16 protein-coding genes are annotated in these 12,500 nt (G+C 61.8%); 10 read left to right on the forward strand and 6 right to left on the reverse strand.

The window, feature by feature from the left end; genetic code table 11:
- The 3 genes from JP75_RS12685 to JP75_RS12695 all read left to right on the forward strand — a co-directional run.
- A partial coding sequence (locus JP75_RS12685) for an exodeoxyribonuclease VII large subunit (RefSeq protein ID WP_035083508.1) occupies window positions 1–774 on the forward strand: 774 nt, incomplete at its 5' end.
- Window positions 775–822: 48 nt separating this feature from the next.
- A complete protein-coding gene (locus tag JP75_RS12690) occupies window positions 823–1,044 on the forward strand; it encodes a DUF2093 domain-containing protein (protein WP_035083511.1) in 222 nt (73 codons plus the stop codon).
- A 2-nt stretch (window positions 1,045–1,046) separates the two neighbouring features.
- Window positions 1,047–2,210, forward strand: a complete 1,164-nt coding sequence (locus JP75_RS12695; protein ID WP_152565831.1) for a glycosyltransferase family protein — start codon at window positions 1,047–1,049, stop codon at window positions 2,208–2,210.
- On the opposite strand, the gene JP75_RS12700 is transcribed toward JP75_RS12695, so the two are convergent.
- Complete coding sequence (locus JP75_RS12700) at window positions 2,207–2,449, reverse strand: DUF4170 domain-containing protein (protein ID WP_035083517.1); 243 nt, start codon at window positions 2,447–2,449, stop codon at window positions 2,207–2,209. The two genes, JP75_RS12695 and JP75_RS12700, sit on opposite strands and share 4 nt — an antisense overlap.
- Window positions 2,442–3,311 (reverse strand): 3'(2'),5'-bisphosphate nucleotidase CysQ, encoded by an 870-nt coding sequence (locus JP75_RS12705; protein WP_084587655.1) that lies wholly within the window; start codon window positions 3,309–3,311, stop codon window positions 2,442–2,444. The genes JP75_RS12700 and JP75_RS12705 overlap by 8 nt, the downstream gene beginning before the upstream one ends.
- Before the next feature lie 273 nt (window positions 3,312–3,584).
- Here JP75_RS12705 and JP75_RS12710 point away from each other — a divergent pair, with 273 nt between their 5' ends.
- The 3 genes from JP75_RS12710 to JP75_RS12720 are packed head-to-tail and all read left to right on the forward strand — an operon-like array spanning window position 3,585 to window position 4,825.
- Window positions 3,585–4,100, forward strand: a complete 516-nt coding sequence (locus JP75_RS12710) for a DUF6101 family protein (protein WP_152565832.1) — start codon at window positions 3,585–3,587, stop codon at window positions 4,098–4,100.
- 24 nt (window positions 4,101–4,124) lie between these two features.
- A complete protein-coding gene (locus tag JP75_RS12715) occupies window positions 4,125–4,523 on the forward strand; it encodes a type II toxin-antitoxin system RelE/ParE family toxin (RefSeq protein WP_341872281.1) in 399 nt (132 codons plus the stop codon).
- Entirely contained in the window at window positions 4,520–4,825 is a 306-nt protein-coding gene (locus JP75_RS12720; RefSeq protein WP_051960669.1) for a helix-turn-helix domain-containing protein, read from the forward strand. The genes JP75_RS12715 and JP75_RS12720 overlap by 4 nt, the downstream gene beginning before the upstream one ends.
- Here JP75_RS12720 and ubiA read toward each other — a convergent pair whose 3' ends face one another.
- Window positions 4,826–5,755 (reverse strand): 4-hydroxybenzoate octaprenyltransferase, encoded by a 930-nt coding sequence (gene ubiA / locus JP75_RS12725; RefSeq protein ID WP_035083525.1) that lies wholly within the window; start codon window positions 5,753–5,755, stop codon window positions 4,826–4,828.
- 121 nt (window positions 5,756–5,876) lie between these two features.
- On the opposite strand from ubiA, the gene JP75_RS12730 reads away from it, so the two are divergent.
- The 4 genes from JP75_RS12730 to JP75_RS12745 all read left to right on the forward strand — a co-directional run bounded on the left by JP75_RS12730 (window position 5,877) and on the right by JP75_RS12745 (window position 10,445).
- Window positions 5,877–6,626, forward strand: a complete 750-nt coding sequence (locus JP75_RS12730; RefSeq protein WP_035083528.1) for a 16S rRNA (uracil(1498)-N(3))-methyltransferase — start codon at window positions 5,877–5,879, stop codon at window positions 6,624–6,626.
- Window positions 6,627–6,701: 75 nt separating this feature from the next.
- Window positions 6,702–8,072 carry a glutamate--cysteine ligase gene (locus JP75_RS12735; RefSeq protein WP_035083532.1) on the forward strand — a complete coding sequence of 457 codons (1,371 nt, stop codon included), beginning with the start codon at window positions 6,702–6,704 and terminating at the stop codon, window positions 8,070–8,072.
- 77 nt (window positions 8,073–8,149) lie between these two features.
- Window positions 8,150–9,424 (forward strand): phosphoribosylamine--glycine ligase, encoded by a 1,275-nt coding sequence (gene purD, locus JP75_RS12740; RefSeq protein ID WP_035083534.1) that lies wholly within the window; start codon window positions 8,150–8,152, stop codon window positions 9,422–9,424.
- Between the two features lie 142 nt (window positions 9,425–9,566).
- Window positions 9,567–10,445, forward strand: a complete 879-nt coding sequence (locus tag JP75_RS12745; protein ID WP_160194688.1) for a patatin-like phospholipase family protein — start codon at window positions 9,567–9,569, stop codon at window positions 10,443–10,445.
- Here JP75_RS12745 and JP75_RS12750 read toward each other — a convergent pair.
- From JP75_RS12750 to JP75_RS12760, 3 genes are all read right to left on the reverse strand, one after another.
- Window positions 10,442–11,122: a GNAT family N-acetyltransferase gene (locus JP75_RS12750; RefSeq protein WP_035083536.1), complete on the reverse strand. Its 681-nt coding sequence runs from the start codon at window positions 11,120–11,122 to the stop codon at window positions 10,442–10,444. The two genes, JP75_RS12745 and JP75_RS12750, sit on opposite strands and share 4 nt — an antisense overlap.
- A 76-nt stretch (window positions 11,123–11,198) precedes the next feature.
- Window positions 11,199–11,651: a nucleoside deaminase gene (locus tag JP75_RS12755; RefSeq protein WP_035083538.1), complete on the reverse strand. Its 453-nt coding sequence runs from the start codon at window positions 11,649–11,651 to the stop codon at window positions 11,199–11,201.
- A 46-nt stretch (window positions 11,652–11,697) separates the two neighbouring features.
- Window positions 11,698–12,387, reverse strand: a complete 690-nt coding sequence (locus tag JP75_RS12760; RefSeq protein ID WP_425277284.1) for a TetR/AcrR family transcriptional regulator — start codon at window positions 12,385–12,387, stop codon at window positions 11,698–11,700.
- Window positions 12,388–12,500: the final 113 nt, after the last annotated feature.

Raw genomic sequence — 12,500 nt, forward strand, 5'->3', positions numbered from 1 at the left:
GACGATCAGGGCAGCCGCCAGCGCCAGGCCGCTCGCCGCAGTCTTGCGAGCCTGAAGGACCGCCTGCGCGCCGTCAGCGCCGGCCTGCCGCGACCGGCCGACCTCATCGCAACGCAGCGTCAGACCCTCGATATGGCAGGAACCCGGCTCGCGGGTGGCCTCCGCCATTTCGTGCAAGATCGGCGTCTGGCCTTCTCCCGCCTTGCCGGCGCCATCCATCCGCGCCTCGTGCGCCAGCGCCATGCGGAGCTCGCAAGCCGCATCGACAATCTCGATCACCGCGCTTTGGCCGGCCTGCACAAGACCACCGAACGCGCCCGCCTCACCTTCGACCCGCGAGCCATCCGGCTTGCGGGCGCGGTCGGTCAGGCCCTTGAGCGTAAGCGCACCCAGTTCGTGCGCGTCGCCCCCCGCCTCTCGCCCCAGCCGCTACGGGCCGAACTCCGCCAGTTGCAGGGGCAGCTCGCGCCTGTCGCGCAGCGCCTGACGCTGGTGCCCGATCGCATCACTGCCGAACGGCGGCAATCGCTGGCGCAACTGACAAAGCTGCTCGAGACCCTCAGCTATCGCAGCGTTCTCGCGCGTGGTTATGCCCTGGTTCAGGACGAAGCCGGCGACGTGGTCAGCAGCGCAGTCGGTCTCAAACCCGGCGACGCGCTAAAACTCACCTTTGCCGATGGCGAAGTCGGCGCCAATGTTGCCGGCGCCCCGCCGCAAAAGCGCAAAGCACCGCGTTCACCATCAGACGACGGGTCGCAGGAAAGTCTCTTTTGATTGTCCGATTTCCGCTCTATATCGGAATAATTCGGAAGGACACGGACGATGAATATCTTCGATAAGGGGTTTTCGCCCTCCGAAGCGACGGTACGCTACCTTGATGGTGACTATGTCGTGCTCAAGCAGGGGACCTTTGTGCGCTGCGCCATTTCAGGCAAGCCCATTCCTCTCGATGAACTCTTCTATTGGAGCGTCGACCGGCAGGAAGCCTATGCCGATGCCTCGACCGCCCACGAGGCCTTTATCCGCTACGGCCGAGGCAACTGAGCGTGATGGAGGCAGCGACGCGTCAGCGCTACCTCGTCATTTCCAATGGTCATGGGGAAGACGCCATCGGCGCGGCCCTGGTGCGGCAACTCACCACCGATGCCCATGTCGAAGCCTATCCCATGATCGGCAGCGGCAAGTCCTATGAGGGCGCCTGCCGTATTGTCGGCCCCCGCGCCACGCTCGCCTCGGAAGGCTGGCGCAACGTAAAAGGTTCGCTACGCCGCGACGTCGTCAGCGGCGGGTTACTCACGGTTCCGCCAGCTTTGCGCTTCCTGCGCTCGGTGCGCGGGCATTATGACAAGATCATCGTCATCGGCGACATGGTCGGCATTTTGGCCGCCCTCCCCACGGGCCTCCGCGATCTCATTTATCTCGATGTCTACAAGACCGGGGCTGCCCGCCTCTATTCGGCTGCCGAGGTCTGGGCCATCAAGCAGACCTGCCGCACTGTCTTCTGCCGCAGCGACAGCCTCAGCGACAAGCTGCGTGCCGCCGGAGTCGATGCGCGCTGTGTCGGCAATATCATGATGGATGCCATTCCCCACGGCGACTATGACGCCAGGGCCCGTCGCCGCGCGCCGCTTGCCGTCACCCTGCTGCCCGGCAGCCGAGCCCTCACGGCAGAAAGCTTCGCGCTGCAGATCGCCGCGCTGCGCCTGATCCCGGAAGAGGAGCGCCCTGACGTGTTCCTGGCCGTGGCCGGCAGCGTCAATGTCGAGGAACTCGCCAAGGCCGCAAGTCTCCGGCGCACAGCGCTGCTCAGCATCGAATCCGATGATCTCGGTGAATTGAGCGACGGCAATCTCACCGTGCACATGGCCCGCGGCGTCGCCATGGGCAATCTGGTAGAAGCCTCGGACGTGGTCCTCAGCCAAGCCGGCACCGCGACCATCCAGTCGCTCGGCCTCGGCCGTCCCGCCATTACTTTCGTCAATGCACGTGACCGGCGCTCGCGCTTTAGCGACGAGCAGAACCTTTTCGGAGAAGCGCGCACCGTCACCGAAGCCAGGGCGGCCGATGTGTCGGCAGCCCTTCATGGTCTTCTTACAAATATGTCCGAGCGCATGCGCCTTGCCGAAATCGGCCGCAACCGGATCGGTGGCCCCGGCGCCATGGAAGCGATCGTGGCCGAGATCACAGCCTCGGCCACGGCAGAAAATTAGGCGCCGGTCGCTTCCGGATCCAGCAGACGATGCAGGTGGACAATAAAGTAGCGCGTCTGCGCGCTATCGACGGTCAATTGCGCCTTCTGTCGCCAGGCAACGAGGGCCGAAGCATAGTTGGGATAGAGGCCAACGATATCGACCTTGTCGAGATCGGCGAAGGTGACATGCTCGATGCTCGAGAGCTCGCCGCCGATCACCAGGTGAAGAAGTTGCTTGTCAGTCTTGCTGTCAGCCATCGCTCAAGGGTCCACTGAGTTGGGAGGAGGAGGAAATCTCGGCCTCTGCCAAGGGCTCGGCCGGACAGCCATAGACCTTGATCAGTGCCGCATGGACGAGAGGTTTTAGGCTCATGTCGGAAAGCGCCGCAAGCGCCCCATGGCGCACATCTCGTCTGTTAAATTGTGGGAAGCCGGTGCAGACATCGGCAAGATCGAGCCCGGCTTCGCTGAGGATCACCGCCGCCGCCGCGATATCCCAATCCTGGCTGCCGCGCCGCGCCACGGCCGCGTCGAGTTTGCCGGTCGCCACCTGCAAGAGCCGATAGGCGAGCGAAGGATACATCGGCCCGCGCGTATAATGGAGGCCGCCTTCCTGCAATTCCTGATGCACCGCGCCCGGCGCTGGGATCAACGGCGGCGAACCGGCCCGGCGATGGCGCACCAAAGGCTCGCCATTAAGGCGCGCGCCGCCGCCCAGTGAAGCCTCATACATTTCATTGCGCGCCGGCGCGTAAACGACCCCGGCCACCGGCACACCCTTTTCGACGACCGCCAGACAGACCGTCCAGCAATCCTCGCCCTGGAGAAAGGCGCGGGTGCCGTCGATGGGGTCAACGATAAACACACGATCGCAATCGAGGCGGCTCGGATTATCCGCCGTTTCTTCGCTGAGCCAACCATAGGCCGGGCGCGCGGTAAGGAGACTCGCGGCAAGATAACGGTCGACAACGATATCGGCTTCGCTGACCGGGGAAGCATTACCCTTGGTCCAGCTCTTTATGTCGCGACGAAAATAGCCCGAGGCGATGATTCCCGCGGCCACGGCAGTGGCGCGAAGCAGTTCGAGATCGTCCTCATATGGCGGTGCAAAGGCTGGCATGGGCGGCTTTTATGCCTCGTACGACTTTTGGACAAGGCCCGCCCGGCGATGGCCCATTCTCGAACGGCGAAGTCCCCAAATATGGCAGGGTAAACGAGGTCACACCCGATTGGGTAAACTGCTCGTTGCACTGTGCAACACCCCGCTAACCACCCTCTGAAGACAAGATAAACTTAACCGAACCCATTAAGGCCCCAGGTAAGGGGACGCGCTAGATTGCCCTCACAAACGGAGCGCAAAAAACAGCTCTCGAAGTTACAGGAAGGCTAGAAAATGGTTCATGGCGTAGCGATGGAAGGGTCGTCAGTCGTCCTTGCTTTCGGTAAGCCCGCACTGGCGGAACGCCGCTTTGTTGCGGCGAACGACAATGGGCCGCGCGATCCGGTAAAGACCGTGACAGTGCGCAAGCAGCTCGAACAGAGCGGCGTTGCCATCAAGATCAAGGTACCGGTCACCGAATTCATCGGCGTGGCCGTTGCCACCCGCATTTCCGAAGAAGGCGTGCTCACAAGCGCCATCGAACTCGTCCATCCCGATGGCGAGCTCACCTACAAGGTCTTCGAGGAAGAGGGTAACCAGAACGTCGTGGCCGAATGGCAGAACTGGGGCAAAAAGCTCCGCCTGCCGCTCTTCATCAAGGCCGGCGACGGCTCCTATCTCCCCTATAGCCAGCAGGTTGATGGCGTGATGGTCGGCCAGACCGCACCCCGCCGCAAACTCGCTGCCGACGCAGCCCGCCGCCCCCGCTTCCTCAATCGACGGAAGCCCGGCGAGGCCGAAGTCAACTAAGAACCCCCCTCCAAGGGCACGTCGATGGGATCAGCTGGTGGTGCGGCTGGTCCCTTTGGCGTATTTGCAGTCATAGCATTTTTGCTATATATTGGGGCAATGGGCTGGACAGTTGAGTTTCTCGATGAGGACGTGCGCGCTGAATTGTACGCCATGCCAGCAGACATCCGAGCTAGCTTTTCGCGGATAGCGCAACTGATCAGCAATACCGGACTTTCGCGCGTTCACGAGCCCTATGTGAAGCACCTCGAAGGCTCCCTCTGGGAAATGCGCATGAAGGGAAAGGATGGCATAGCGCGAGCCGTCTATGTGACGGCGCACGCTCAACGGGTTGTCGTCGTGCACGTCTTCCAAAAGAAGACGCAAAAAACGCCTAGGCGCGAAATCGAGTTGGCACGCCAGCGTGCGAAGGAAGTGAAATGACCAAGAAGTTCATCCCCGTTGAGGCGGCCATCAATGACTGGATGAAAGATCCAGAATTTCGCGCCGCCTACGACGCCCTTGAGGAAGAGTTTTCCGTTGCAGAGGCAATCATCAAGGCGCGCGCAGAAGCAGATATGACGCAGGAAGAGGTCGCCGCAGCTATGGGCACGACGCAAACCGCAGTGGCCCGGATGGAAGGCGGACATTTGCCTTCGACCCGAACCTTGCAGCGGTTTGCCGATGCCACCGGAACGCGTCTGCGGATCAGCTTCGAACCCGTGCGTCGAAAGGCCTCTCGGTAATTACCAGGCCCACTCAGCCAGTAGCGCCAGCGTCAGCGCAATCCCCACATAGTGATTGTTCTTGAACCGCACCAAGGGGTTCTCGAAAATCTCGACATCGAGCGTATAAACCTGCCAGGCGAGCAGTGCCGCCGGCACCAGCATCAGCGCAACGGCAATGAAACTGCCGCCAGCCGCCAGCACCGCCATTAGCCAGAAAATCACCGCGCCGACATAAAGCGCCGAGACGGCCGGCTTCACATTGGTGCCGAAGAGTCGCGCCGTCGATTTAACGCCGACCAGCGCATCGTCCTCGATATCTTGCAGCGCATAGATCGTGTCGTAGCCGATCACCCACATGATCGTGCCGATATAGAGCAGGATCGGCGGCCAGGAGAGGCCACCGGTCTCAGCCGTCCAGCCGACCAGCGCGCCATAGGAAAATGCGAGGCCAAGGAAGAACTGCGGCCACCAGGTGATCCGCTTCATGAACGGATAGATCGCCACCAGCGCCAGCGAAGCGACGCCCGCCCAGACGGTAAAGCGATTAAACTGAAAGAGAATGATCGCCCCCAGCAATGCCTGCGCGATCAGAAAGGCCAGCGCCTGCTGCGAGGTCACCTGGCCCGAAGGGATCGGCCGTAGCCGCGTGCGCGCCACCTTCATGTCGATGTCCCGATCGACGATGTCGTTAAAGGTGCAACCTGCGCCGCGCATCAACACCGCGCCGATAAACATTAGAATGACGGCGATCCAACCAAAGCCGCGCTCGGGAATTTCCACCGCAGCCAGTGCCAGACCCCAGGCGCAGGGCCAGAACAGTAGCCAGAAGCCAATCGGCCGGTCCCAGCGCGCCAGTCGCGCATAGGGTTTCAGCCAATCGGGCGCATGGCGATCGACCCAATTGTCCCTCTGGGCGTCAGCAACGGGTGCGGAATGAATATCGGACATGATGCCATGACCTCGCGGTTCGACTCACCAGAGGTCTACTCCAATCGCTCAAGACAAAGTAGACCTGATCCCGAGCCCGTCGAAGAAGGAGGGCGCGGCACGCTGCCGCGTCCTAAGAAATATGCCTCGTAGCCATGCCAGCCTGCCTCGCCTTTTCGTTGATGCCGACCTCGCCAAAGGCGGCGAAGTCGCTCTCAACAAGGATCAGTCGCTTTATCTCGCCGCCGTGCTGCGCAAGAGCGTGGGCGATGAAGTGGTGCTCTTCAACGGCCGCGATGGCGCCTGGCTCTGCCGGCTCACGAGCGATTCGAAAAAATCCGTCACGCTGGCCGTCGCCGAAGAAGTCGCCGCTCAAACGGAAAAATCCGACCTCTGGTATGGCTTTGCCCCGCTCAAGAACGACCGTCTCGACTATGTGATCCAGAAGGCCGTGGAGATGGGCGCCGGCACCATCCAGCCGGTCATGACCCAATACACCCAGGTCCACCGCCTCAAGACCGAGCGCCTACACGCCAATGCCATCGAGGCCGCCGAGCAGTGCGAAGTGCTCTCGGTCCCGACAATTGCCGATGAAATCACCCTCGAACGCCTGCTATCCGACTGGCCAAATGAGCACGCGGATCGAAAACTGATCTTCGCCGACGAAGGCGAAGCCTCATCTTCTCCCGTCGAAGCGCTTTCCGCCCTCAAGGGCCAAAAAATTGGCCTCCTCATCGGCCCCGAGGGCGGCTTTTCGGATGCCGAGCGCGAAAAGCTGCGCTCCCTGCCCTTCGTCGTTCCCATCAGCCTCGGCCCACGGATCCTCCGTGCCGACACCGCGGCTGTCGCCGCAATGGCCGTCATTCAAGCAATCATCGGTGATTGGCGATAAAAGCCGATTGCATTCCGGCTTGCGCTCGCTATGGTGCCGGCCCAATTTAGACCTCATTGTTTAGACGAGGATCACATGGCCGGCGCCGACACTGCTTCGCCTCTGATTGAATCGCGCGCAGACCTGATCGAAGCAATGGAACGAGGCTCAAAGCCCGCTTCCGAATGGCGAATCGGCACCGAGCACGAGAAGCACGTCTTCCACACCAATCCGCTGCGCCCCGTTACCTATGAGGGTGAGAACGGCGTTCGCGCCCTCCTCGATGGCATCGAGAAGGAAACCGGTTGGCATCCGTTCTACGATGGCGAAAACCCCATTGGCCTCCGCAATAACGAAGTCGCCGGCGGCATTTCGCTTGAGCCCGGTGGTCAGTTCGAGCTGTCCGGCGCGCCCATGGAAACGCTCCATGGCACGGCCGATGAAATGGCCGAGCACATGCGCGTCGCCAAGAAAGTCGCCGCCCCGCTCGATATCCATTTCCTCGGTCTCGGCGTGACCCCGCTCTGGGCCGTCAAGGACATCCCGGCCATGCCCAAGTCGCGGTATGGCATCATGACGCCCTATATGGACAAGGTCGGCACCCTCGGCACCTCGATGATGTACCGCTCGTGCACGGTGCAGACCAATCTCGATTTCTCCAGCGAGGCCGACATGGTCAAGAAGCTGCGCGTCTCACTGGCGCTGCAGCCGATCGCCACGGCGCTCTTTGCCAATTCGCCCTTCGCCGATGGCCGTGACACCGGCTATCTCAGCTTCCGCAGCCATATCTGGCTCAATACCGACAATGCGCGCACCGGCATGCTGCCCTTCGCCTTCGAAGAAGGCTTTGGCTTCGAGCAATATGCCGACCACGCCCTCGACGTGCCGATGTATTTTGTCATCCGCAACGGCAAATACGTAAACGTCGCCGGCGAAAGTTTTCGCGCGTTCCTGAAGGGCGAGCTTCCCCAATTGCCCGGCGAAAAGCCCACGGTGAAAGATTGGGAAGATCACCTTTCCACCCTGTTCCCGGAAGTGCGCCTAAAACAGTTCCTCGAAATGCGCGGCGCCGATATGGGCGACGAAGCCCATGTCACCGGTCTTTCCGCCTTCTGGACCGGCCTTCTCTATGATGAAGTCTCGCTCGAAGCCGCGTGGGAATTGACGCGCAACTGGACGCAGGAAGATCGCGACTATCTTCGCCGCGAAGTCCCGCGCCTCGGCCTCACCACGCCCTTTGATCGCTCCAGCATCTTTGACGCTGCAGCCCAGGCCGTCGGCATTGCCGAAGCCGGCCTCGTGCGCCGCAATCGCCTCAATGCCAAGGGCCAGGACGAAACCATCCACCTCGCCTGCCTCGAAGAGACGGTGCGCACCGGCAAATCCCAGGCCGGCCGCTGGCTCGACAAGTTCCGCAATGAGTGGAACGGCGACGTGACGCCGATCTTCAAAGAAGCCGAGATGTAAGCTTCGCCCGCCAGCTTTCCCTTGCCCTTCCCTTCACTCTCGTGCATCACGCCCGCAACACGGCATGGAGGCACGAGATGCGGGTTCTGGTCATCGGTTCTGGTGGGCGCGAGCATGCCCTCGCGTGGAAAATCGCCCAGTCGCCAAAGCTGACCAAGCTCTTCGTCATGCCCGGCAACGGCGGCACCGAAGCCATTGCCGAAAACCTACCGGTCGACATCACTGACCACGCCGCTGTCATCGCAGCCGCCAAAGCGCAGAACATCGACTTCGTCGTCGTCGGCCCCGATGCGCAGGTCGTTGCCGGCCTCGGCGATGACGTCAGAGCTGCCGGCTTCACCTGCTTCTGCCCCTCCAAGGAAGCCGGCCAACTCGAAGGCTCGAAGAGTTTTACCAAAGCCCTCTGCGACGAATTCGATATCCCCACCGCCGGCTATGCCCGCTTCGAGGATGAAGCTTCGGCGCTCGGCTATATCTACACCCAGGGCGCGCCCATCGTGATCAAGGCCGATGGCCTTGCTGCCGGCAAGGGCGTCACCGTCGCCATGAGCGTCGAGGAAGCCGAAGAAGCAATCATCGACTGCTTCTCCGGTGCGTTTGGCGAATCCGGCGCCGCCGTCGTCATCGAAGAATTCATGGAAGGCGAGGAAGTCAGCCTTTTCGTCCTCTGCGATGGCGAAACCCTGCTTCCCCTCACCACCGCGCAAGACCACAAGCGGGCCTTCGACGGCGATACCGGCCCCAATACCGGCGGCATGGGCGCCTATTCCCCCGCCCCGGTCATGACAAGCGAACAGTACGAATTCGCGATGCAGCACATCGTCGAGCCCACCGCTCGCGGTCTCGCTAAGCGCGGCACGCCCTATCAGGGCGTTCTCTATGCCGGCCTCATGCTCACCGACCAGGGCCCAAAGCTCGTCGAGTACAATGCGCGCTTCGGCGATCCGGAAACGCAGGTGATGATGATGCGCATGGAAAGCGACCTGCTTCCTCTCCTCCACGCCACCGCCACTGGCACTCTCAAAGGTCACGATGTAATCTGGAAAGACGCCTATGCGTTGACAGTTATCATGGCGACCAAGGGCTATCCCGGCGACTATGGCAAAGGCAGCGAGATCAACGGCGCCGAAGGCCTCGATACGGATGATCTGACCGTGTTTCACGCCGGAACGAAGCGCGACGGGAGCCGTTTACTCGCCAATGGTGGGCGCGTGCTCAATGTCACGGCGCTTGGTAATTCGGTGAGAGAGGCACAGGACCGTGCTTATCGAGGCGTTGACGCAGTGGATTGGCCAGAAGGCTTCTCCCGAAGAGATATCGGCTGGCGTGAAATCGCCCGCGAGCGGACCTGAACCTTTCCTCAATCTTGCGGGCCTACACTCCCGGCGTACCGTCTTCGACGAGACGCCGCCGGAACGCAAGCTGACCCCGCTGCAAATGCGCGGCAAGGTGCTGGTCGACCGGTTGCGCTCCAAGGGAAGGGAGCGAAGCGGAATGAGCATTGCATCTGGTCCCAGGATCGGCGTTGCCCTCGGCGGCGGGTCCGCCCGTGGCCTCACCCATATCCCCTATATCGAGGCGATGGACGAGCTTGGCATCAAGCCCTCCGTGATCTCCGGCACTTCAATTGGTGCACTGATCGGCTCCGGCTGGGCGGCTGGCATGACCGGCAAGGAATTGCGCGAGCATTCCTTCGAGGTGCTCGGCACCCTGCGCACCATCGCCACCAAACTCTGGTCGACCCAGATCAAGGGCCTCGGCGGCCTGTTGCGCAACGGTATTTCCATGCAGCTCGACGCCATGCACATCGTCGATGCCTTCACCCCGCCGAGCTTCCCCAACAATTTCAGCGACCTGAAGATCCCGCTCTATGTGGTGGCGACCGATTTCCAGTCCTGGCATCAGGTCGTGTTCAATTCGGGGCCTCTCCGCCCGGCCATTGCTGGCTCCATCTCCATGCCGAGCATTTTCAAGCCGATCGTCCACAACAACCACATCCTCGTGGACGGTGCCGTGGTCAATCCGCTCCCCCTCGACCAGGCCGATATCGGCACCGACTTTCTCATCGGCATCGACGTCAATGGCGACCCCTCGGTCGGCATCAACAAGACCGATCACCGCCCGCTCGATATCTGGTTCGGCTCGGCGCAGATCATGATGCACTCATTGATCGCGCATTCCATGGCCGCCTATCCCCCGGACATCTACATCCGGCCCCATGTCGCCAATTTCGGCGCCATGGAATTCTGGCGGGTGCGCGAAATCATCACGCATGTGGAATCGGAAAAAGACCGCTTCAAGCACATCCTGACGCGCAAGATCGAAGACTATATCCAGAACAAGGTCGAGCCGATCGCGAGCAATCCGCGCTAGGGTTTTCTGGCGACCATGACATTGAGCCCGGTCCGCACGCGATATCCGAGCGACTCGTAAAGCCGCATCGCCCCCTGATTGGTCTCATAGCAGTGTAGGTACGGTTGCTCACCGCGCGCTTGAAGATCGGCCGTCACCCGCGTCGAAAGCACCCGCGCCAATCCCTTGCCTCGCTGATCGGGATGTACGCAGACCGCGCTCATTTCCGCCCAGCCGGGCTGACGCAACCGCTCGCCCGCCATGGCGACCAACCGCCCCTCTTCAAAAACGCCCCAGAACGTGCCCATGCGCATGGTGTTGCGCGCAAAGGGACCGGGCTTGGTGAGGGTTGCCAGCGCATGCGCTTCCTCGTCATTGGCCTCAGTCAAAGGCACGAGGCGGTCGTCGGCATCAACTGAAAGATCCTCGGTACCTACCATCTGCACGACGCGCGCTTCGGAAACGATCTCCAACTCGGCCGGCACGACAATCGGCGCACTCCGCACCATCACGATCGCCTCGCCTGGCGCCACCAGATCCGCAAGGCTCCGCAAAGTCGCGGGATCGTTGTTCTCGACTGCAGCAAAAGGACTGATCAACGGATCGTAGCGCCAGGCACCGCCGCCACCACGCGCAAAGTTCGCATGACTCGTGGTCAACGCAGCCAATATCGGCCGATCCAGAATGTGGTCCGTCATGATCTATCCTTAACCGGTCAGCCGATCGATCCGAAATCCCGATCAGCCGCAAGCGCCTTCTATTATGCCAATCGGCCTAGCCCCGCAGCTTCTTGAAAAAATCCACCAGCATGGCCTCGGCGCGCGAAGCAGACACCCCGCCGATCACCTCGGGCTTGTGGTGGCAAGTCGGCTGCTCGAAGAGCCGCACGCCATTTTCGACGGCCCCGGCCTTGGTGTCCTCAGCCGCAAAATAGACCCGGCGTAGCCGGGCATGGGCAATGGCCCCAGCACACATGGCGCAGGGTTCCAGCGTCACATAGAGATCGCAGCCATCGAGCCGCCCGGTGCCCCGCACCCTCAGCGCCTCGCGAATGGCCAGCATTTCGGCATGCGCTGTCGGATCGCCCAGCGCCTGCATCTGGTTGCGCATGGCCGAGAGCACGCGATCGCCCTCCACCACCACCGCGCCCACGGGGGCCTCTCCAAGCGCCGCCGCTTCTTCGGCAAGGCGCAGCGCAAGGTCCATGGGGGCGAGGGATTGGGTCATGCGCCGGATTTAGCGCGTGGCGTCGCGCGCGGCAAGAAAGCCGCGCTCATCGCTTTGGCGCAATACCGTCGAGCAGGAAATCGAGACCCCGACGAAAAGTGCCGTCCCAGTCGTCATCGAGCAGCAGGCGCGAGCGCCCGAGGAAGGGATAAAGCGACCCCAGTTCCGCCAGCCGCTCCTGCGAAACAGCACGGTCCGCGTCCGAAGGGCCAAAGCTCGCCCGCGTCACCGTCGCGCCCATCACATAGTTCCATAGCGACCAGATGGCGGCATTGACGTCGGCCTCCGCCACGCCGCCCGCCGAGAGACATGTACTCAAGCGTTCGAGACGAACGAGAATATTGGGACCAAGCACCCGCCGCGGCAGCAGCAGGGCCGACCAGGGATGGCGCAACATGGTGGCGCGCCAGTCATCGAGCACATGCACGATATCGCCACGCCAATCCTGCAAAGATGTGGGGGCGCTATATTCGAGCACGGTATCGAGCGCCAGATCGAACACCGCTTCCTTGTTCTCTACGTGCCAGTAAAGGCTCATCACCCCCGAGCCCATGGCCTCGGCCAGCCCCCGCATGGTCAGCCCATCGAGCCCTTTGGCATCGAGCATATTGACAGCCGTCGCCGCAATCCGCTCGCGCGTCAACGTCGGCTCATTCGGCTGCGCATCCTGCCCCTGCGGGCGCCTGCCGCGCTGACCACCTGCCTTGTCTGCCATCCCGTCCTCACTAGCGTTCAAGTTTGACCGCCGGAACCCCGTCTGTCCATCCCGGCAATTGACTCGTACAACGTACGATGCGATGAATTCGTACGTCGTACGAGTCTTGCCTAGAGACATCTGCAGTAAAGTTC

Source organism: Devosia riboflavina, from assembly GCF_000743575.1.
GTDB classification, from domain to species: domain Bacteria; phylum Pseudomonadota; class Alphaproteobacteria; order Rhizobiales; family Devosiaceae; genus Devosia; species Devosia riboflavina.